This is a genomic window from Paraliomyxa miuraensis (assembly GCF_026337845.1).
In the GTDB taxonomy this organism is placed as follows: Bacteria; Myxococcota_A; Polyangia; order Nannocystales; family Nannocystaceae; genus Paraliomyxa; species Paraliomyxa miuraensis.
In genome coordinates, this window is the sequence record NZ_JAOVZF010000151.1 from 199,946 (window position 1) to 220,789 (window position 20,844).

Annotated in this window: 12 protein-coding genes; 6 read left to right on the plus strand and 6 right to left on the minus strand. The window is 69.4% G+C overall.

The genetic code is table 11. The features are described from left to right. The first annotated feature begins 32 nt into the window (after positions 1-32). On the plus strand, positions 33-653 hold the full coding sequence (locus OEB96_RS18875) for an RNA polymerase sigma factor (RefSeq protein ID WP_266217553.1): 621 nt from the start codon (positions 33-35) through the stop codon (positions 651-653). 31 nt (positions 654-684) lie between these two features. Here the strand turns inward: OEB96_RS18875 and OEB96_RS18880 are convergent, their stop codons facing one another. Together OEB96_RS18880 and OEB96_RS18885 are read right to left on the minus strand one after the other, a co-directional pair. Further along, positions 685-2,088, minus strand: coding sequence for a serine/threonine-protein kinase (locus OEB96_RS18880; RefSeq protein WP_266217554.1), 1,404 nt, complete (start codon positions 2,086-2,088; stop codon positions 685-687). Positions 2,089-2,156: 68 nt separating this feature from the next. Beyond that, the gene (locus tag OEB96_RS18885) at positions 2,157-4,328 is read right to left on the minus strand and encodes a hypothetical protein (protein ID WP_266217556.1); all 2,172 of its coding nucleotides are present in this window, start codon (positions 4,326-4,328) and stop codon (positions 2,157-2,159) included. Positions 4,329-4,681: 353 nt separating this feature from the next. Between OEB96_RS18885 and OEB96_RS18890 the strand changes: the two genes are divergently transcribed. Both OEB96_RS18890 and OEB96_RS18895 read left to right on the plus strand, forming a co-directional pair. Then, a complete protein-coding gene (locus OEB96_RS18890; RefSeq protein WP_266217558.1) occupies positions 4,682-5,353 on the plus strand; it encodes a hypothetical protein in 672 nt (223 codons plus the stop codon). Positions 5,354-5,367: 14 nt separating this feature from the next. Beyond that, positions 5,368-8,415 (plus strand): CHAT domain-containing protein, encoded by a 3,048-nt coding sequence (locus OEB96_RS18895; RefSeq protein WP_266217559.1) that lies wholly within the window; start codon positions 5,368-5,370, stop codon positions 8,413-8,415. Here OEB96_RS18895 and OEB96_RS18900 read toward each other — a convergent pair. Together OEB96_RS18900 and OEB96_RS18905 are read right to left on the minus strand one after the other, a co-directional pair. After that, positions 8,396-11,368 carry a serine/threonine-protein kinase gene (locus tag OEB96_RS18900; protein ID WP_266217561.1) on the minus strand — a complete coding sequence of 991 codons (2,973 nt, stop codon included), beginning with the start codon at positions 11,366-11,368 and terminating at the stop codon, positions 8,396-8,398. The two genes, OEB96_RS18895 and OEB96_RS18900, sit on opposite strands and share 20 nt — an antisense overlap. A 73-nt stretch (positions 11,369-11,441) precedes the next feature. Next, positions 11,442-15,272, minus strand: a complete 3,831-nt coding sequence (locus OEB96_RS18905) for a WD40 repeat domain-containing serine/threonine protein kinase (RefSeq protein WP_266217563.1) — start codon at positions 15,270-15,272, stop codon at positions 11,442-11,444. 354 nt (positions 15,273-15,626) lie between these two features. Here OEB96_RS18905 and sppA point away from each other — a divergent pair, with 354 nt between their 5' ends. Beyond that, positions 15,627-17,540 (plus strand): signal peptide peptidase SppA, encoded by a 1,914-nt coding sequence (gene sppA / locus OEB96_RS18910; RefSeq protein ID WP_266217565.1) that lies wholly within the window; start codon positions 15,627-15,629, stop codon positions 17,538-17,540. A gap of 79 nt (positions 17,541-17,619) precedes the next feature. Here the strand turns inward: sppA and OEB96_RS18915 are convergent, their stop codons facing one another. Beyond that, positions 17,620-19,137, minus strand: coding sequence for a vWA domain-containing protein (locus tag OEB96_RS18915; RefSeq protein ID WP_266217567.1), 1,518 nt, complete (start codon positions 19,135-19,137; stop codon positions 17,620-17,622). Positions 19,138-19,410: 273 nt separating this feature from the next. On the opposite strand from OEB96_RS18915, the gene OEB96_RS18920 reads away from it, so the two are divergent. After that, a complete protein-coding gene (locus OEB96_RS18920; RefSeq protein ID WP_266217568.1) occupies positions 19,411-19,587 on the plus strand; it encodes a hypothetical protein in 177 nt (58 codons plus the stop codon). Next, positions 19,584-19,991 (plus strand): type II toxin-antitoxin system VapC family toxin, encoded by a 408-nt coding sequence (locus OEB96_RS18925; protein ID WP_266217570.1) that lies wholly within the window; start codon positions 19,584-19,586, stop codon positions 19,989-19,991. Before OEB96_RS18920 ends, OEB96_RS18925 begins: the two co-directional genes overlap by 4 nt. A gap of 82 nt (positions 19,992-20,073) precedes the next feature. Here the strand turns inward: OEB96_RS18925 and OEB96_RS18930 are convergent, their stop codons facing one another. Then, positions 20,074-20,832 (minus strand): lysophospholipid acyltransferase family protein, encoded by a 759-nt coding sequence (locus OEB96_RS18930; protein WP_266217572.1) that lies wholly within the window; start codon positions 20,830-20,832, stop codon positions 20,074-20,076. Positions 20,833-20,844 lie beyond the last annotated feature (12 nt).

Below are 20,844 nucleotides of genomic sequence, written 5' to 3' on the forward strand. Positions count from 1 at the left end.
GCCGCGTCTTCCGGCGTGCTACCGTGCGTGGCGTGAGCGAGCGCAGCCGCGAGCGCGACCTGCTGCTGGCCTGGCGCGATGGTGATCGCAAGGCCGGAAGCGAGCTGATCCGCGGCCACGCGAGGCTCGTGCAGCGCTTCTTCGGCAACAAGGTCGGCAAGCCCGAGCTGGTCGAAGAGCTCGCCCAGCGCACCTTTGCCGCCTGTGTGGCGGGGGTCGAGCGCTTTCGCGGCGACTCGAATTTCCGCACCTGGTTGTTTGCGGTCGCCAACAACGTGCTGCGCGAGCACTACCGCGAGCAGCAGCGTGGGCAGAGCATCGACTTCGGCACGGTCTCGGTCGAGGGCTCGAGCGGAGGGCCGAGCTCGGTGGTCGCGTCGTCGGAAGAGCAGCGGCGCCTGCTGACCGCGCTGCGCCGCATCAGCATCGACTCGCAGGTGCTGCTCGAGCTCTACTACTGGGAGGAACTCACCGCACCCGAGCTGGCCGAGGTGTTCTCCATCCCGGTGGGCACCGTACGCGGCCGCATCGGCAAGGCCAAGCTCGAGCTGCGGGCCGAGCTCGACACGATGGAGCGCACCCGGGAGCGGCCGCCCACCACCGAGGCGGAGCTCGAGGACTGGGCCCGGCAGGTCCGCGAGCAGATGAAGTAGCGGTCCGGCGGGCAGGAGCGGCCAGCCGCGCTCACTCACACGCGGTGGTGTGCTCGACCACGACCGAGCGTACGCGGTCCCGAGCGTCGACCACGTCGATGCAGACCGGGATGTCGGCGAGCTGCCAGTGAGGCGGCAAGGGATGGCGGCCGGGAGCCAGCTCGCCGTGGCCCGAGCTCGCCGCGTCGTTGGCCCCGTACCAACGCAGCTCCACCGCGCTCGGCGTGCGAACGTCCACGACGATGTCGAAGGGCCAGCGCTCCCCCACGAGCAGGGCGGCGGAGGGCTCGACCCGCAGCGCATCGCAGCCGGGCCCGCCGCAGCTCACCCGTAGCTCGATCACCTCGCTGGGTTGGCCTTCGCACGCGGGCTCGGCCCGCGCCATGCACTCGGACCAGGCCTCGGATGGGGGGGCCGGGGCGGGCGTCGGGGCCGGCACGTCGCCACGAGGCCATGCGAACGCGGCCGTGATCCCGCCGAGCACACCCACGCCCACGACGGCCAGGCCGAGGGCTCGTCGGCGTCGACGGTCGCGCGCCGAGGTCGTGCTGCGCTCGAGCGCGTCGAGCAGCTCGGCCATGCTGGGGAAGCGTTGGGTCGGATCCTCGTCGCGACCGCGTGCGATCGCGTCGCGCAGCACCACGGGCAACGGCTCGTGCTCGCGGCCCGCGGGGGGCTTGGCCTCGCACAGGGACTCGAGCAGCGAGACGCAGAACGCATACTGATCGGCTCGGGCGTCGACCGGCTCGCAGCGCCGCTGCTCGGGGGCTGCGTAGCTGTGCGTGCCCACGAAGCCCGGCGTCATCAGCACCTCGCTCGCGAGCGGGTCGGGCTCCGTGGTGGCTCGCTCGCCGTCGCGCGTGGCGGCGGCACGGACCAGCCCCAGATCGATCACCCGCACGCGCCCGTCGTCGCCGAGCAGCACGTTGTCGGGCTTGACGTCGCGATGTACCAGCCCCGCTTCGTGGATGGCCGCGAGCCCACGGCCGGCTGCGATCCACAGCTCGAGCACGCGCTGCCGCGGCAGCTCGGCCGCGCAGTCTCGCAGCGTACGACCGGGCACGTGCTCCATCGCCAGCCACACGCGGCCTTCGTGCTCGCCCACGTCGAACACGGTGATCACGTTGGGGTGCGCGATGCGAGCCAGGCCCCGGGCTTCCCGCAGGCGCATGCGCTCGCCGGCGAGCTCGCTCGTGCCGCGCACGAGCTTGAGCGCGACGTCGCGAGCGAGCTCGTCGTCGTGGGCCAGGTAGACCGTGCCCATGCCGCCCGCGCCGAGCTTGCGCTCGATGGAGAAGCGGGCGATGCGGGGGAGCTGCGGCTCGACCCCGAGCAGGCGGGCCTCGAGGCGGGCCTCGAACACCTTGCCCTCGAGCGTGTCGGGCTCGGGGCGCGGGAGCCCGAGGTCGCCGTGGGTGCGGGGGGGCGAGCTCACGGGGGCTACTGTACGCGGGGCCGGGCCCGGGCCGCACGCATTCGAGATGGTAGGCGCCCCCGGTCGGACTACTCGGCGCGCTTTCCCTTCAACGTGCCGAGCTTGCGCTCGACGGGCTTCCAGTCGCCCACGTAGCGGCTGCCCTCGATGAATGCGGCGGGGCTGTGGGGGGTGCAGTGCTTGAGTCGGCATGGCTCCCGCAGCGGAGGAGGCTCGCAGCCGAGCTGATCGTCGGTGACGCGGGTCTTGCTCAGCGTTCCAGGGTCACCCTTGCCGACGTCGGTGAGGATCCTTGCCTCGACTTCCTCGGCCCGCGCGCGACTGACCACCCCCAGCCGCGCATGCGGCCGAGCCTTGCACGCCTTGGTTTCCTTGCTCAGCACTCGCACGGTGTTGGCCACCGAGGCCACCGTCTTGGGCTCGATCTCCAGCTTGAACAGGTTGTTCGTCCCCGGCACCGGCTCGGCGCCGTGCAAGAGCGACTCCCAGCCCTCGAGGTCGCCCTCGTGCTCCACGTAGTAGCCGAACTCGGAGAATTGCTCGAGCACCGGGGTCTTGGGCTTGCCGGGCAGGTCGATCCGACGGCCGGTGTCGACCATGGCGTACACCACCACGAACGGCAGTTCCTCGGTCTTCACGCCCTTGCGGTCCTTCTGCTCGAGCAGCGCATCGACCTGCTCTTGGTCGAGGTTGGTGCGCCGCGCCGCGAAGTCTGCCTTCAGTGCCCGTTTTTGCGCCTTGGTCAGCGCGCGTCGCTCGCGAAGGATCCTGCCCCCCTTGGCGCAGCCGTAGAGCTTGCCCTTGGCCGCATTGCACGTGGCCGGGTCGGGCATGTGCTCGGTGCGGACGAGCAGGTAGACCTCGTGCTTGGTCTTGCCCTTGGGCAGGGGGCGATCCGTGAGGTCGATGACCCCAGGACGACGTGCCACCGAGGCGCTGACGATGTCCATGTTGCGGTAGACGCTGTCGACGGCGAGGTGAATGCCTCCGGTCCTTGCCTTGAGACGAACGTGCATACACTGGTGTGAATTCTGATACGTTGGTGGAACGAAGAGACCACTCTGGATCAATCCCTGGCGACTCTCCCCCGCATAGCGGCCCGCTCCCACGTCACCCTGGAGGGTGATGGTCTGGTCCGCGAGGATCCTGGTCCAGGTCGCGGTCTTCTCCCAGTCCTGCCACTGAGCGCCCCAATCTGCGATGCGGAACTCGGCCTCGATGCTGCCGGAGGCGATCGTCTGGTCCGTATCGTTGTGGAAGCCAGCGCGCAGGCGCGCTCCTGACGTCGGGATCGTCGCGCTGGGGAAGCTGTAGGACGGATCGTTGCCCAGCGGGGATTGGGACATCTGGTAGTCCGAGCCCACCAGCTCGCGGCTCAGCTTCACCCCCCCGCATCCATCCGGGTTGGACGACACGAGCACTGGCCAGGTGTTGGCCATGTTCTGGTACGGCACGGTCTCGATGATCGTGCTGCCCGACTCGCTCATCATGCACGTCTTGCCAGTGCTCGGATTGCACAATAGCGGAAACTGGACCGCGGGAGCCCCGCTCCCCAGGGACATGTTGACGTTGGCGTAGACACGGAGGTTCGGTCGAATTTGCTCCTGATCCACAGGCACCGACAATGCGAGCGAGAACTTCCATTTGTACGTTGTGACGTCGTTCGAACTGATACGGTCGACCTTCACCCAGGGGTTGAGGACCTGGAAGTCGGTGCCGCTGATGGTGCTCGCAGAGTCGAAGGTAGGGGCCTCCCAGTACTCCACGGAATGCGCGACGTCCGTCTTCACGGGTCCGTCGATCCCAGCTTGGGTACTCCCTGGCTCGCTGTAGCTCTTGAGCGGGTGAAACAGAGCAAACAGGCCTGGACTGGTCCCTTGCTCGTCCGAGAAGGCAAGCATCACGAAGTCCTCGTCGGGGTCGAACGACGGGTCGCCATTGACCTCGAACTCGAAGAACACGGTCTTCGAGCCCTTGTCCCAGATCATACGTGTCGTCGAGAGCTGGGGTGCCGACGACTGAGGACTTCCGGTCCGAACGGTTGCGCCGGTCCACCTCACTTCGCGCTTGGCCTCGCTGAGCGACCTATTCCACCACTCGGGGGTGGGCTTCGAGGCGAAGGGGACCCCTTGGGCTTGGCGCACGCACACGTCATTGGAAGCTGCCCGTGCGGTCGGCATGAAGGCAAACGAGGCAAGGGTGAGAGGAACGAGGAACTGCAACACAAGGGGCTTCTTCATGATGATACCTTCCTGGTATAGGGGCAGTAGTCTATCGGATCGGTCGACCCAGGAGGAGACACGACGGCCGAACGCGCCGGTCGCTGAACCAGCGGGGCTCGATGGTTTCGTCCGTATTGGTGACGGACGCACCCTCGGCGATCGACGAAAGTCGAAGAAGGCCCCAGGAATCGCGCTGTTGCGATCGTCCTCGCGTCGACTCGGATTGAGCGGGCGGCTCGGGATCGCCTCGTGGATCGCGCGCGGCGAGCTGGTTTTGAGCGTGAGCAGCGCATCGCCCCAGCGCGTGGATGAGCGCCAACGCACTCGGAATCGATGGTCGCCGAGGCGTCGATCTTCACTACGATGGAGCCATGCACACCGCGAGCGAAGTGGAGTGGACCTTGTGGGTCTTTGCCGGGCCGGGGGCGTTCGGAGGGGAGACCCCCGGCCAGGTGCTCCCCCTCGCCGATGCCGTGGGCGAACTGCCGGTCGGCGTGGCGCTCCTGGCCGAGACGGTCGGCGAGCCCACACTGCTGCAGCAGCTCACGGGCCAGTGGCCGTGCGAGCGATTGGTTCGTGGCTTGGACGTCCAAGCCGTGCCGCGAGCCGAGCGAAACCTCGGCAGCTTCCTTGCGTGGGCGCAAGCCCTGACGCCGAACGGATCGAAGCGGGCGCTGATCGTGCTCGGCGACGTGCTGCATGCGATTGGTGAGGTCCCCGCGAGCTTGGGGTGGGGAGTGTATCGCCCACCCTACCCAACGCAGCTGACCATCAAGAAGGGAAGCACGACCACGACGTACTCGCGAGACAGCCGCGATCCGATGCAGTACAACATTCCCGGCCAAAATGCTACATTGCTCGAACTCGTCAGCGATCTGAAACTGGATGAGGAGGTCACGTTTGGCTCGGATGGTCCCTATGTGGTGAGTCAAACCGGTCTGAGCCGGAGATACACCAAGGGCGGCACTACCTACACGATCACCATCTCGACCAGCAACCCCACGGGCCCAAACGCCATTGTGTTCACGCCTTCTCAGACCTAGGGGTGGTGGCAGCGATGAAGACCAAGACCTCGACGAATACTCTCTCCGGTGGCCTCGACGATGTCGGTCCGGCCGATGTCGATCCGACCACTCGACGGATCGATGCGTTGGTGTCTGCCCTCGATGGCCACCAGGTCGATCTGCTCGTCAGCGACGACCGCGATCTCCTACAGCTCGCTGCGCTGCGCCGACTCGCGCCGCGTACGGCGGTGCTCATGGGTGCACGAAGGTCCCTTGGGGGCTCGGGTCTGCCGCTCACGGTACTGCTCGAGGCTCTCCGCAGGCAGGCCGACCTCGGGTCGGAGCCGCTGGCCGCGAAGGCCATCGAAGCGGCCGGCCACAGTGCCGACCTCGTGGGGCTGCGCAGCTCGGGCGCCCCGGCCTTGCTCGCCGCGCTCGACGATTTCGCGAGCCTGGTTCCCGCCGATGACTCGCCCGTACGGCGTGGATTCGGGGAGGCATGGAATCAGAGTCGGGGTGGCGATCTCGCGACCCTGACTACGAAGCTGAAGACCATCGACGACGACCGGGCCACCACGGTCGAGGCGTGCGCCGCCGCGACGGTCATCGCACCCTCCCCTGGGGAAGGCCAGCTCGGCATCGGCCTTGATGGCCCAGGAATGCACCTCGGTTCCGATTCGGCCTGGACCCGCTTGGTCGACGCCATCGGTGGCTCCTCCGACGTTGCTGTCGCACGGCGCACGCTCGAAGACATGCGGACCTTGACGGCCAGTACCCGTCGAGCGCAGCGCCTCGAACGGATGGCTCCCGCGCGGGCTGGCCTCGTGCTCGAGTACCCCGACCCGGCCCGAGACGGGGACGTCGAGCCTGCGCGAGACTTCGCGCGCTTTTCGAGGCAGTTTCTCGAGTGCCACGACGCTCGCCACGTCACCCTCGTCATTCGTGGCAAGTGGGACGCCAGGCGCCCGGGCAGCGTCACGCTCTCCGACGGAGCGTCGCTGCCGGTCGTGGCGCTGGCACGGTGTCTTCGGGGGGCGCTTGGCCATCGCCACCGTGGCCCGCTTGCGCAGCTCGTGTTCGACGATCCCGAGCTGCTACGCGTCGAGAATGCCTATGAGCTGCGAGATGTCGCGTACGTGCTGATGGCCACGGTCCCTGAAGCCCAGCCAGTCACGACCCAATGGCTCACCCAGAGGGTGGACGAGGCCGTGGGCCGTTGCGAGCAGCGTGCCGCCGACGCGCTCGAGACCACGACGAACTCCATCCCAGCGCTCGAGCAGGTATGGCGTCGCGATGTGGCCGTGCGTCTGGCCAAGTACGTCGCCTTGCCCGAACCCGACGAGGCTCCCGCCGTTGCGCTGCAAGCCATCGACCTGCGCCACCTCGGAGGCTTGTGCCGTCTGCTCGATCGGCTATGCCATCGGATGTACGACGCACTGGACGACGAGCTGGTCCTCGCGGCGACGCGAGCCGCCGAAGGTGCTCCCAGCCTGCTGGAGTGGATCAACAGGGTGCAGGTGGAGGGGTTCATGCCGTTCTTTCGGCAAGGGAAGGGCACCGCGACCACGCGTGATCTGCACGACGACTGGGGCCAGCTATACAACTGGATCTCGGGGTCCGAGGATGCATGCGCGGAGAGTGGCGCACCACTGTGGATTGCACCCAGTTTCACGACCGATCGCTCACCATCCGGTCCAGGCTCACGTCTACGCATCAGCGTGGCGCCCCGTCTGCCCAGGGACTATCGCAGCCTGAGCTTCAACCAAGACGTGGCGCTACACGCCCTGCTCACGGCGGCGCGCCTGCTCCGCGGTCCCGACTCGCAGCCGTACTGGCGGCTGATCTCGATGGGCCTCGCCTACGGTCCGAGCCAGCCGCGCCACGAGCAGCTGGAGCGATTGGTCCACGAGCCGGGCGCTGCTCACTACTTCGTTCCTCTCGGGGCGCCGCCATCGATGAGCCTCTCGATCGAGCAAGACCAGGACGGCTACGAGCTGCGTCTGACGTCGAGCGAATCTCGAGCGACATTGATCGCCCAGCGCAGCTTCGCCAACCTCGAGCACGTGCGCGATTCCCTCGAAGGGCTCGGGTACGTGATGTCGGGCTCCATGGCTTCGGGTCAGGGCTTCGAGTACGTCGAAGGGCTCGGTGCCGGGCTCGCGGAGGACGTTCTCGGCCGCCTCCGCGGGGAGCTCGAGCGTCAGCGCGAGATCCTGCTCGGGACCGGTCGTTGTCGCGAGGCCCATCTCGCGCTCCAGTTGCCGCGCGAGCTGATGCCACTGCCATGGGAGCTGATGCAGCTGCCCATCCATGCCTCGGGCAGTGGCCTGGAGATGCTCGCCGAGCGCTTCGCCGTGGGACGTCAGATGTGGACGGACGGCGGCGCGCCTGCGGTGAAGCGCGATCCGAAGGTGATTCGCGTGTTGGTCGTCGCCGACCCGATCACGAACCAAGGAAGCGAACTCCCTGGGGCACGCATGGAGGGTCGAGAGGTTCAGCAGTTGTGCGAAAGGTTGACCGAAGAGCTTCGACGCGTCGTCGCAATCGAATGCGACGTGTCGATCCAGGAGACGCTGACTCGCACCGTGCTGCGTCAACGCCTGCGCAGTGGTAGGTACGACGTGCTACACTTTGCCGGCCACGGGAAGTTCGCGAACACCCTCGACCAGAGCGGCTGGTTGCTAAGTGATGGTTGGCTGACCGGCAGGGAGCTGAGCAGCACCTTGTCGTCGTGCGGTGCGCCGCCGTGGCTGGTCTATGCCAATGCATGCAGCGCGGGCCTGATCGACGACGCGGCACCAAGTCAGTATCACGGCAACGTGCATGGCATGGCGGAGGCATGCATCCGCGCTGGAGTGGGGGCCTACGTGGCGCCGCTATGGAGGATCCACGACGACTCGGCGCGCTTGCTCGCCAACGAGTTCTATCGTCTACTGCTGCTCGAGGATCGGACCATCGGCATCGCGCTCCAGCGGGCACGAATGCGTGTGCGCAAGATCTGGGCAGTGCGGCGTGGTGACGCCGGCCTGGGTGACATCTCCTGGGCTGGCATGGTGTTGTTCGGCAACCCGGGCGCGCGGCTCAGGGAGTCTTCGGGCTGAGGTCGTCGTGCGGCGGGGTTGGCGTGGCCCCAACGCGCAGGCGTACCAGCTCCGCTCGCAAGCCGGCGAGGTCACGGGGATCGCGAGGAGCCTCGCCTGCGGCCGCGCTGATTGCCACCGCTCGACCGTGCTGCTCGATCGCCTCGTCGGCGCGATCGAGTCCGAGCAGCACGAGGGCGAGGCCATCGTGCGCTGCGGCAACATCGAGGGCGTTGGCCGGTAGTGCAACCTCGCTGAGGGTCACGGCTCGGCGCGCGCTGGTGAGCGCCGCTTCGTGCTCGCCAGCGGCCAGCTCGGACTTGGCGAGGTTGACGAGCCTCCTGGCAATCTCGGGGTGCACGGGTCCGAGGCGGGCCTCGTCGAGCGCGAGCACGCGGCGCAACGAGGGAAGCGCCTCGGCATGATCACCGCGCAGGTCGAGATAGTAGGCGAGGTTGGCGAGTACGGCCGTAAGCAATGGATCGTCGAGGGTGAGGACGCGCTCGGCGATCGACAGCGTGTCCCGTAGGCTCTCGATCGCCTCGTCGACTTGGCCCAGCTCGGCCTTGGCGGAGGCGAGGTTGCTTCTTGCCCTGAGTGTGTCGGGGTGCTCGTGCCCGAGCTCCCGCTCGAGGAGCTCGGTCGCCTGCTCGAGCAAGATCAACGATTCCAGCAGCTCTCCACGTGCCTGCTGCACCACCGCGAGACTGCTGAGGATGCGGGCTAGGCCTGGCTCGTTGGGTCCAAGTACCCGCTCGCGGATCGTCAGCGCGCGACGAAAGACGACGAGACTTTCGTCCAGACGATCATGGCCATACAGCGCGACCCCGATCTCGTTGTCGACGACCGCCACCGTCGGATGCTCGGGCCCGAGCGCGGCCACGGCGAGGTCTCGCGCCCGCTCGAGCGTAGCGAGCGCTCGCTCGTCGCCCATTGCAGCCTGGAATTTCCCGACGGCCAGCAGCGACTCGGCAACCGCGGGGTGCTCGCTACCAAGCTGCTGCTCGCGCAGCGCCAGTGCATGCTCGTGCTCGGCGAGCGCCTCGGCATAGTGTCCCTCGGCATCCTCGAGCTCCCCGAGCCGCTCGAACACGTCGGGCTCGGTCTCGGGATCGCCACCACTACGCACGAGGTTCATGCGCGCATGCTCGAGCCACACCCGTCCCTCCTTCGGTCGCGCGAGCCGTGCCCCCACGACCCACGACAGATCCCGGGCCGTCGCATAGGCCACGCGATCGTGCTCGACGCGGCCGGCCAGGAAGTGCGCCGCGAGCAGGTCCTGCTCGGCGCTGGCAAAGTCGGACATGCGCCAGCGGATCCCACCGAGCTTGGCCAGGGCCTCGGCCTCGACCACCGGATCACCGAGCCCCCGCGCCGATTCGACCGAGCCCTTCGCGAGCGCGAGCGCCTCGTCGAAGCGCCCGGCTCGCTCGAGCGCCAGTACCCTGGCGAGATCGCGTCGCAGTGCGATCCCCACGCTCGCCTCCCCAAGTCCATCGGCCCGCAGCGAGGCATCGCTCGCGAGCCAGGTGAGATCGTCGCAGCGCTCCACCTCCGGCAGCTCGGCCACGGCCTCCACCGCCTGCATCACCGTCGTCCGGTCCGCCTCCCCGAACACGTCGAGCAGCGCCTCGAGCTCCCAGCGCTCGTGCTCGAGGCAGGCCGCGGTCTGCTGCGCGCGCTCGGGGTCGCTGCGCGCGTCGTCGCAGGCGTCCATGCGAGCCTCCCGCCAGGCCTCCGCCCACGCGCCGATCTTCGGCTGCACCCGTGCCCACGACTCGGCGCCCATCGGCTCGCTCGCCTGGACGAACGCATCGTCGATGCGCTGCCGTTCCTCTTCGTTCCAGCGCTCGTCGAGCGCCGAGCCCAGCGCCTCGCACTCGCTGCGATGCCGCGCCTCGCGAATGCCAAGGGCGCTCGCAGTGACAACGACGGCGAGCGCCGAGACCCCCAGCACGAGCCTCCGCCGTCGCCTCCGCGCCGGATCATCGAGCAGCGCCGCGAGCAACGCATCCATGCTGGGCCAGCGCTCGCCGGGCTCGCGGTCCAGCCCCCGATCGATCACCGCGACCACCCAGCTCGGCACCGCCAGGCCTGCCGGAGGGCTTCGCCGCTGCCCCGTGAGCAGGCTGGCCGAGAGCGTGCGCATGTCCTCCCCCGCAAAGGGTCGCTGCCCGAACAGCGCCTCGTACAACGCCACGCAGAACGAGAACTGGTCGCTCGCCGCAGAGATCCCCCGCCCGATGAGCTGCTCGGGCGCGAGGTAGGCCGGCGTGCCGACCACCGCTCCCGTCTCCGTCATGCGCTCGGCCAGCTTGTGCGAGCTCGGCTTGGGCTCGACCCTCTCGCCCTCGACCTTCGCATCTTCGACCTCCGCGAGCTCGCCATCACCGTCCCCACGCGCGAGCCCGAAGTCACCCACCTTGACCGTCCCCTCGCCCACCAGCACGTTGCCCGGCTTGAAGTCGCGGTGCACCAGCCCGGCCGCGTGCGCAGCCGCGAGCCCACGCCCCGCCGCCACGAACACCTCGAGGATCTCCCGCCACCGCTGCGCTCGCACGCGTGCGGGCCCCAGCTCGGCCAGCCAGGCGTCGAGGGTCTGGCCGCGAACGAGCTCCATCGTCAGGTACAGCTCGCCCCCGTCCTCGCCGACGTCGTGGATCTGCACCACGTTGGGATGCGAGAGCTGGGCCATCGCCTGCGCCTCGCGACGCATGCGTTCGCGGCCGGATGTGCTCGCGCTCGAGCCAGATCCACGCAGCAGCTTGACCGCCACCGCCCGTGCGAGCTCGTCGTCGTAGGCCGCGTAGACGATGCCCATGCCGCCCTCGCCGAGCACCCGCAGCACGCGATAGCGACCGATCCGGAGCGGTAGGCCGACGCCGGGCCGCTCTGGCTCGGTCACGGTGCCAGGCCCCTCCACTCGGATGATCGAGCTCGCGACCTCCTGCGCGTCGGACATTCCCACGCTCATGGTCGCGCCCATTCCCCACCCCCGTAAACTGCGGGGAGGTCGCAGACCGCGGACTGGGCTCGACGTCGATGCGCTATTCCTGCGTCTGGCCGAGCACTCCCTCGCAGGCCCCCGCATCGACCACCGCCGCACCCACTCGACACAGCTCGGCGAGCAAGACCTGCTCGTCGACCCATCGAATGACCCGCGTGCCGTCCTCGTAGGCAATCCCCAGCTGCCGACCATCGGGCGCGAAGCCCAGCGCGGCCACGGGCGCTCGCGCCGGTGCGAGCATGGCGAGGTCGAAGCCGGTGTCGAGCTGCCACAGGTGGACCTCGTGACCGCCCACCGCCAGCCGCGTGCCATCGGGAGAGAACGCGAGCGTACCGATCTCGGTCTCGGTCGTTCGCAGCTCGATCACCGCCGTGGCATCGGCGACCGAGCAGATCTCCACCCGCGGACCCGCGCCTGCGCACGCCAGCCGTGCGCCATCGGCCGAGAACGCGAGCACCCGCAGCTCGCCGTCGACCTCGAGCGTGTGCGTGCGTTGGCCCTGTCGCGTCCACAGCTCGACGCGCGTCGGCCAGGCTCCGCTCGCGGTCGCGATGGTGCTCGCATCGGGGGACAGCGCGACCGCGGTGACCGGCCCTTCGGGCGCGAGGATCGCGATCGACTCACCAGAAGACCCTCGCACGTGGCCTTGGGCGTCGATCGTCGGCCCTCGCCCTTCGGCGAGCGATGCGAAGAAGGCCGCGGACTCGCCGTCGTCGGAGCTCGCCACGCTGCCGGTCGCCCACACCGCTGCGGTCCCGTCCTCGCCGATCACCGACAGCCACGATCCCGTGGAGTCGATGGCCAACATGCGAGCCCCCGGGGCCGGCCCCACGAAGTGGTCGCTCACGTGCCCCGAGCCGAGCACCACGCGCTCGATCACACCATCGTCCCGGAGCGCGAGCAGCCGATCCTCGGCCGGGTCGAAGGCGAGCGCGAGCACCTCGGCGCGGCTCGGCATCGTGACCCGCGGCGCAGCGGTGCTGGTATCGAGCAGCAGCGGCGCCCGCCCACGGAGCATCACGGCCAGCGTGCGCGAGTCGTCGGAGAATTCGACCCCGACGATCGTGGCCGGCTCGGAAATCCGGGTCGCGATGCTCGTACCCGAGAGCGCGTCCCACAGCTCGAGGCCCAACGCGCTCGTTCGTACGACACGCGTGGCATCGGGAGCGAGCACCAGGATCTGCTCCGCACGTTCCTCGAACCCTTGCAGGTCCACGTGCACGAGCGGCTCGCTCTCCGTCGTCCACCGGCTCACCCGCCCTCGAGAGGACAGCAGCATCACTTGCTCGTCGACGCTCGCGAGCCCCACCACGGTGGGATCCTCGCTTGCCACGGCCGTGCGCTCGAGCTCGCGCCCGCGTACGAGTCCCCAGCGCGACACGCCCTCGTCGCTGGCGATCATCAATTGCTGCGTGTCGGCCACGAACACGGCCTGCCGCAGCCCCGCCTGCTCGATCGCGCCGAGCTTGGTCCCAGTCGAGACGTGCCACAGGACCGCACGCTGTTCTCCCTCGCGTGCGACCAGCAGCGCGCCGTCGCGGGAAAAGCTTGGCGAGACCAGCGGCCCGGCGTGCTCGAGAGCCCGCATGGGTGCGCGCGCGTCGACATCCCACAGCGCGATCCCTCCGTCGCGTCGCCCGAGCGCGAGCACCGGAGCCGCGGGCGACCACGCCTGTACGACGGCCGGCCCCAGATCCCGCAGCGACTGGCTCTCGTGCATGGCCCCCGCGACCGCGTGCAGGCTCGCGCGGATCTCGGGGGTCATCGCGTCGCGGTGGCGGGCACCCAGCTCGATCGCATCGCGCCACGACTCGGCATGATCGGGTCGCGCTCGTGCGAGCAGGGCCTGCGTGCGCTCGAGCGCCGGAGTCGGCAGGGGCGGCTGGTCGTGTGTGGGCACGGTCGTGGCCACACCGCGGGTCGGCTCGGGCGCAGTGGTCTCGTCCGCGGAAGCGAGCGCCCACGCGGCCCCCACCAGCAGCAACAGCCCCGCCCCGCCGCCGGCCAGCGATCGTCGGGTCGACCAGCCGCGACCAACCCCGGCGGCCCGCTCGAGCGCGTCGAGCAGCGAACTCATGCCGTCCCACCGCGAGCCCGGCACCACCTGCAGGCCCCGCGCGAGCACCTCGTCGACCCTGCGCGGTACGAGGCTGCCATCGGGTCGCGGCTGCAGGTGCCCGGCCGCCAGCTTGGCCGCCAGGTCCTCGAGCGAGCGCCCGACGAACGGCCGCTGGCCGTACAGCGCCTCGTAGGCGACCACGCAGAACGCGAATTGATCGCTGCGCGCGTCGACGTGCTGGCCAGCGAGCTGCTCGAGCGCCATGTAGGCCGGCGTGCCGATGATCGCCCCGGTGCGCGTGAGCTTGGCCTTCAGCGGATCGACGTGGCGGGGGGTCGACGTGCTGGCCTCGTCCTTGGTGTCGCCGAGCTCCGGCGCGAGCTTGTCGACCATTTCGAACGCCGGTGAGGCCGCGCGCACGAGCCCGAAGTCGACCACGCGGGCGCGCTCGTCGTCTCCGACGAGCACGTTGTCGGGCTTGAAGTCGCGGTGCACCAGCCCCGCCGCGTGTACGGCCGCGAGCCCGCGACCGGCCTCGAGCAGCCGCGCGAGCGTGTCGGTCCACGGCCGCGAGCCCTCGTCCCGCCACGCTCGCAGCGTGCGGCCGCGGACGTGCTCCATGGCGACGAACAGCTGCCCTTGGTGCGAGCCGAACTCGTACACCGCAACGACGTTCTCGTGAGCGACGCGAGCGAGGCCTCGTGCCTCCCGCAGCATTCGCTCGCCAGCGCGGAGGTGAGCCGGGCTCGGGCGCAGCAGCTTGACGGCGACCTGGCGATCGAGCGTCTCGTCCCAACCGAGGTAGACCGTGCCCGTGGCCCCGTGGCCCAGCTCGCGCAGCAACGAGTAGCGGCCCACGCGAGCCCGGGGGCCGACCGAGAGCTCCTCGGCCGCGCGCGGCTCCGAGTTGGCGGTCGTAGCCGGCCCGGCGGTGACCCCGGGAGGCGCATCGGGCAGCGAGGGGCGCAGCGCGAGCAGGTGCTGGCGTACGTCTGCGGTCGTGGTCGGCCGCTGCTCGGGCTTCTTGGCCAGCAGCCGTCCGACCAGTGCGGCGAGCTCGTCGGGCACGCCGTCGGGCAGCAAGGGCGTCGGGGCCACCGCGTGCATGTAGGCCAGGTAGCGAACGTCGCCGGCCTCGAAGGCCGCGTGCCCGGTGAGCATCTCGTAGAGGATCAGCCCCAACGCATAGAGGTCGCTGCGTGCGTCGACCTTGGCCCCGAGCAGCTGCTCGGGCGACATGTAGCGCGGCGTACCGATGATGGCTCCGGTCGCGGTGAGCTGCTCGGTGAACGAGGCGAGCTGCTCGCCGGCCGCAATCGTGACGATCCCGAAGTCGATGATCCTGACGGTCGAGCCCCCGCCCGGGCGCTCTGCGAGCAGCACGTTGGCGGGCTTGAGATCGCGATGCACCAGCCCGAGCTGGTGGGCATGGCCGAGCCCGGCGAGCAGCTCCAGCGCGGTGTCCACGGCGCGGCGCGGCGGCCACGGCTCGCCGAGCATCGTGCCCAGGGGCCGCCCATCGATCAGCTCCATCACGAGGTAGGTAGTGCCGCCCTCGGTGCCGAAGTCCATGACCCGTGCGCAATTGGGGTGGTCGAGGCGTGCGAGCACCTTGGCCTCGCGGGTCAGACGCTTGGCCGTGCTCGCGTCGACGCCCTCGTGCAGGAGCTTGATCGCGACGTCGTGGTCGAGCTCGAGGTGGCGAGCGCGATACACGGCCCCGAAGCCGCCGGTGCCGAGCACGGCATCGAGGCGATAGCGACCTTCGATGATCCGGCCGAGCCTGGACTCGACGGTGGGGGGTGCGGGCACGGTTCCGTGAATCTAACAGCGCGGGAAGGGGCAGTACGCCGGCTGCGTCGGGACCGGCCGAGGAGGAGAGAGAGAAGAAGCGACGGCGTTGGTGCCGAGCCGATCTCATCCGTGGCTTCCATTCGCCGTCCAAATCCGACTGCGCAACGCGCGCGATCTCGCTGGCCCGGAATCTCCAGGCAAGCGCTGGTCGCCTTCGTTCGGTCGATGACGGCGTTCAACGCCGATCTCGAGCGCGTGAGGTCTCCCGCGAGGCGGCTGTCACCTCCCGCGGCCCTGCTGGGTCTGGTAGACGCTCGCTGCCGGGTGTGCTCTCGAGCCCCTCACCTTCCACGTCGTAGGAACGAAACCACCATGATGTCCAAGCTCCTCCGCATCGCCGTGCTGGCAAGCCTCGCCGTTGGCTGCAAGACCCCCGCCGACGACGGCGCCCCCCAGGATTCCAAGCAGACCCCGAGCGAGGACGGTGGCTCGTCCGAAGACGAGGCGTCGCCGATGGGCCTGCCGCCCATGGCCAAGTTCTTCACCGCGGGGCTCGACAAGCCCGGGCCCTACGAGGAGCCCCGGCAGTCGCCCGACTACGAGGACGGCAAGCCGTACCACGTGGTGATGGAGCTCGAGGGCTCGATCGACGAACTGCAGTCGTTCGATCTGCTGAGCGGCGGCGGCATGGGCAAGCCCCTGCACGAGATCACCAATGCGCTGCACGAGTCGGCCGCCGACGCCAACGTCAAGGGCCTGGTGTTGCGGGTCAACGGCTTGTCGCTCGACATGGCCACCGCCGAGGAACTGCGCCGGCACCTGCTGGCGTTCAAGGGCGACGGGGCCCGGCCGGTGCGCTGCCACACCGAGGGTTCGGGCAACGCCAGCTACTACCTGCTGACCGCGTGCGACGAGCTGGCCCTGTCGCCGTTGGGCGATCTGGAGATCCCGGGACCCGCGGCCACGCCGGTGCACGTCAAGGGGCTGCTCGACAAGCTCGGGGTGCAGACCGACTTCCTGCACATCGGCGCGTTCAAGGGCGCGGCCGAGCCGCTGACCCGCGAGGAGCCGTCGCCCGAGATGATGCAGACGCTCGATGCGATCGTGGCGCGCAGCTACGACACCATGGTGGCCGGCATGGTGGAGGGACGCGGCGTCGACGAGGCCGCGGCCAAGGCCGCGATCGACCAGGGCATGGTGATGGGATCCCGTGCGGTGGAGACCAAGCTCGCCGACGAGGTCGCCACCTGGGAGGCCTACCTGGCCAAGGCGACCGGCGACGTGGCGTGGAAGAAGCACAAGAAGAAGGACGATGCGCTGGCCGACTTCGGCGCGCTGCAGCGGTTCTTGGGCCTGCTGCCCCCCGAGCGCCCGAGCGGTCCGCACGTGGCGGTGGTGTACGCGGTGGGCAACGTGATCGATGGCAAGGGCAACGGCACGGTGGGGGCGCGGCAGGAGATCGCCTCGCGCACGCTGGTGGCCACCCTGCGGGCGCTGGCGCGCGACGAGAACGTCAAGGCGGTGGTGATGCGCGTCAATTCGCCCGGCGGCAGCGCGCTGGCCTCCGAGCAGATCTGGCACGCGGTGGAGGAGGTCAAGGCGGCGGGCAAGCCGTTCGTGGTGTCGATGGGCGGCGTGGCGGCATCGGGCGGCTACTACATCTCCTGCGGGGCCGACGAGATCTACGCCAACGCCAACACGCTGACCGGCTCGATCGGGGTGGTGGGCGGCAAGATGGTGCTGGGTCCGGCGCTCGAGTCGATCGGCATCAAGACCTACGAGGTGCACCGCGGCCAGCGGGCGCTGATGGGCTCGCCCATGACCCCGTGGACCGACGACGAGCGCGAGCTGGTGCGCGGCTGGATGGAGACCATCTACGAGGTGTTCCTGGGCCACGTGGCGGCCGGGCGCACGATGGAGCGCGACGCGGTGCACGAGATCGCCCAGGGGCGCGTGTGGACGGGCGTGGACGCCAAGGAGCGCGGGCTCGTGGACGAGATCGGCGGATTGCAGGAGGCGGTCGCACAGGCGCGCAAGCTCGGCGGCGTGGACGAGGACGCGGCGCTCGAGGTGTATCCGGGCGAGCCGACGATCCGCGATCTCATCACCAGCTTTGGACAGGTGCAGGCGGGCGGGGTCTCGCTGGGCATGCGCGCGGCGGTGGAGGAGCTGGCGGCGGTGGCCGGGCCGGAGACGGCGCATGCGGTTGCCTCGTTGCTGCAGCTGACGCTCGACCTGCGCGACGCCAAGGTGTGGGCGGTGAGCTGGGTTCGCCCGCCGCGGTAGTCGGTGACGGCACCACGCACGAGCGCCCGGGAATCGTCTCGATCCCGGGCGCTCGCAATTCATGCCGCTGCTGGCTCGCTCAACCGAACGGGTTGGCGACCGCCGCGTTGAGCTTGAGCGCCTTCTTGCCCTTGGAGCTCTTGGCGGCCGCCTTGGGGGCGGGCGCCTCCTCGGCCGCCTCGTCGAAGCTCGACTGGGCGCGGCCGAGGGCGTCGAGTTGCTGCTGGAAGCCGTCGTCGATTGCGGTGCCGGGGGCGGCGGTGGGGGTGGCGGCGGTGCGGGTGCGTCGCTGCTCGATCTCCGCCTTGGCTGCCTCGAGCTGCCGCTGGGCTCCGGCGAGGTCGCCGCTGGCGAACGCCTCGTTGGCGAGCAGCAGCGCGTCGAGGGTGTTCTTGCGACCGAGCCGCTCTTCCACGCGAACGTCGAGGGCGGCGAGCTCGTCGCGCTCGGGGTCGAGCACCAGCGACAGCTCGCCGTCGGCTCGTCGGTCGCGGCTCTCGATGAGATCGCGATAGGCCAGGCGTACGTCGGCCACGGGCGCGGCGCCGTGGCCCGCAGGCAGCCGCACGCGGAGCACCGCGCTGCGATCCTCGCCTGCGTTCAGCGTGCCGAACGACAGTGCCACCCGGTCGCCCTCGCGACGGTGGCCCCGGGCGACGACGTCGAGCAGCTCGACCCCGGGGGCGAGCATCACGTCCACGTCGACGCGATCGGCGATGGTGCTCACCAGGCTCTCGGCCTCGCGCTCGAACACCGCGGGCAGGCCCGCGGGGTTCTCGACGAAGTAGTGGTTGCCGTTGGAGGCCTGTGAGACCGCGAACAGCGGGCGCTCGTCGTAGTCGAGGTCGACGCCGATCGAGGCCACCGCGGTCTGCTCGCGGCGGGCCTGGTCGCCGATGATGCGGAAGTCCTCCACGGAGGTGAGCCCGCGGTTGGCCACGCCATCGCTGAGCAGGAGCACGCGGTTGACGGCACCCGAGCGGCGACGCACCTGGGTGAGCGCCATGTCGAGGCCGCACGACATGCAGGTGTGGCCGCGCCCGCGCAGGCTCGAGAGCGTGCGCTCGAAGACGAAGGCGTCGAGGCGATCGACGGGCGTGGGGGCGATGAGCAGCTCGGCGCGGTCGTCGTAGGCGACCAGGGAGACGGTGTCATCGGGGCGAAGGCGCGCCAGCATGCCGCGGGCGGCCGCGATCGCGTTGGTGAGCCGCTGGCCCTTCATCGAGCCCGAGCGGTCGATCACGATCGAGAGGTTGACGGGGGCACGCGCCTGCCCCGTGGTGTCGGTGGGGGCCGCGACCTCGACCATCACGAACGTCTCGCCTCCCTCGGCGCCGGGGAGGGAGGCGTGGCCGAGGCGGGCCTCGAGGCGGAGCGGGCCGTCGACGGTGAAGCTCGGGGAGGCGGTGGGGGGTGGGTCCGGTGGGAGGCCGGGGGCGGTGACGGCGGTTTGGGGGGAGGACGACGGGGTGAGCGAGGGGGCCGCGGCGCCCGGGGAGGGGCGGGAGGCCGAGGCCTGCGGGGTGAGCCAGGCGACGGTGGCCGAGCTGACCCCCATGCCCAACAACGACAGCCAAAGTACTGCGCTCAGCTTCATGATCGCTCGCTCCTCGCCGTGGGGGCGGTGTACGCACGAGGGGGCGGATGGGGTTCGAACTGCGCAAGGGCCGGCTAGATCTCCGTACCCGCCCTTCCCCGGCGATGGAACGCCCGTGGAACTCTCGTGTCGATTGCGGAGCATCGCGCGTAGAACGCGAGCAGGTGCTAGGCTTCTGGCATGAGTGCAGCCGGAGCGGCAGACCAAACGCCCAAGCGAGGTCAAGCGACGAGGGTCGCACTCGAGGAGGCTGCGGCTCGGCTTCGTGAGCTCGTGGATCAGGTCCGACGAGGAGAGGAGGTCGTGCTGTCCGATGGCGAGCTCGAGGTCAGGCTCGTTCTGCTCCAGCCTCCCCGTCGAATCCTCGGTCAGGATGCCGGCCTGTTCGACGTGCCCGAAGACTTCGACGATCCTCTACCTGATGCCGTGCTAGAGGCGTTCGGCTCGTGAAGCTGTTGCTCGATACTCACTGCTGGCTGTGGATGCAGGCCTCACCCGGGATGTTCGCGCCTGCGGTGCGAGCGATCCTCGAAGATCCCGGCCATGAGCTGCTGCTCTCGTCGGCCAGTGTTTGGGAAGTCTCGATCAAGTGGAGTCTCGGCAAGCTCCCGCTACCCGAAGCTCCTGCCATCTACGTGCCTCGGTGTCTGGATCGGCAAGGCGTGAGGGCTCTGCCGATCCACAACGCGCATGTGCTGCGCGTGTCGACGCTCCCGGTGTTCCCAGACCATCGTGATCCTTTCGACCGCTTGCTGATCGCTCAAGCCGACGTGGAGGGGCTCTGCTTGCTCACGGCCGACACCAAGAACCTCGATCGGTATCGTGGATTGGTGGAACTCTTGAAAGCCAGGTGACATGTCGAGGACTCCGAAACGGTCTGGGACTGTGCCAAGCTCTCATCCGCGGGACTGTCGATACGCAAAATCACGATCCCATTCACCCCGCCCCCGGTGGTGGCCAGGGCTCCGCCTCCATGAACCCCCCCACCTTCCCCCGCGCGAGCTCCGTCAGCTCCTCCACCGTCAACCCCCGCACCTGCTCCACCCCGATCGCCGGCAGCAACGTCATCCGCATCCGTGCCGCCCCGATCCTCACGCCCTTGGCCGGTAGTGCCGTTGCCGTGCCCTGGATCGCGATCGGCAGCACGGGCATGTCGAGCTCCTTGGCCAGCTCGAACGCCCCGGGCTTCCACGGCTTCATCTTCTCGGGCCACCCACGCGTGCCCTCGGGGAAGATCACCAGGCTCGAGCCGTCCGCGAGCACCCGACGGCAGCGCTCGAACATCTCGACCACGCTGGCCCGCTGCCCCCGACGCACCGGCACGTAGCCGTTGAGGCGCATGTTCCAGCCGATGAAGGGCAGCGAGAAGTTCTCGATCTTCGAGACCCACTTGAAGTGCCGCCACAGCCGGTGCACCACGAAGATGTCGACGACCGAGAGGTGATTGGCCACCATCACGTAGGTGCGGCCGGGCTCGATGCGCTCGCGTCCTCGGACCTGGACCGTCCACACGGGGTTCAACCAGGTGTAGAGGCTGGCCCAGAAGTTGGTGAGGGCGTGCAGCACCACCTTGCGTCGATCGAACGGCGCGGTGATCGCCCACACCAGGACCGCCACCGGGAACATGATCGCGGCGATGGCCACCACGAGCAGCCAGTAGAGAGCTGAGAGCAGCGCCGCCACGATGTCGAGCACGGTAGCAGGCTC

Coding starts and splice junctions, on each gene's coding strand:
- OEB96_RS18885 (WP_266217556.1), bottom strand. CDS start 4,328: ATGAAGAAGCCCCTTGTGTTGCAGTTCCTCGTTCCTCTCACCCTTGCC.
- OEB96_RS18890 (WP_266217558.1), top strand. CDS start 4,682: ATGCACACCGCGAGCGAAGTGGAGTGGACCTTGTGGGTCTTTGCCGGG.
- OEB96_RS18895 (WP_266217559.1), top strand. CDS start 5,368: ATGAAGACCAAGACCTCGACGAATACTCTCTCCGGTGGCCTCGACGAT.
- OEB96_RS18900 (WP_266217561.1), bottom strand. CDS start 11,368: ATGAGCGTGGGAATGTCCGACGCGCAGGAGGTCGCGAGCTCGATCATC.
- sppA (WP_266217565.1), top strand. CDS start 15,627: ATGATGTCCAAGCTCCTCCGCATCGCCGTGCTGGCAAGCCTCGCCGTT.
- OEB96_RS18915 (WP_266217567.1), bottom strand. CDS start 19,137: ATGAAGCTGAGCGCAGTACTTTGGCTGTCGTTGTTGGGCATGGGGGTC.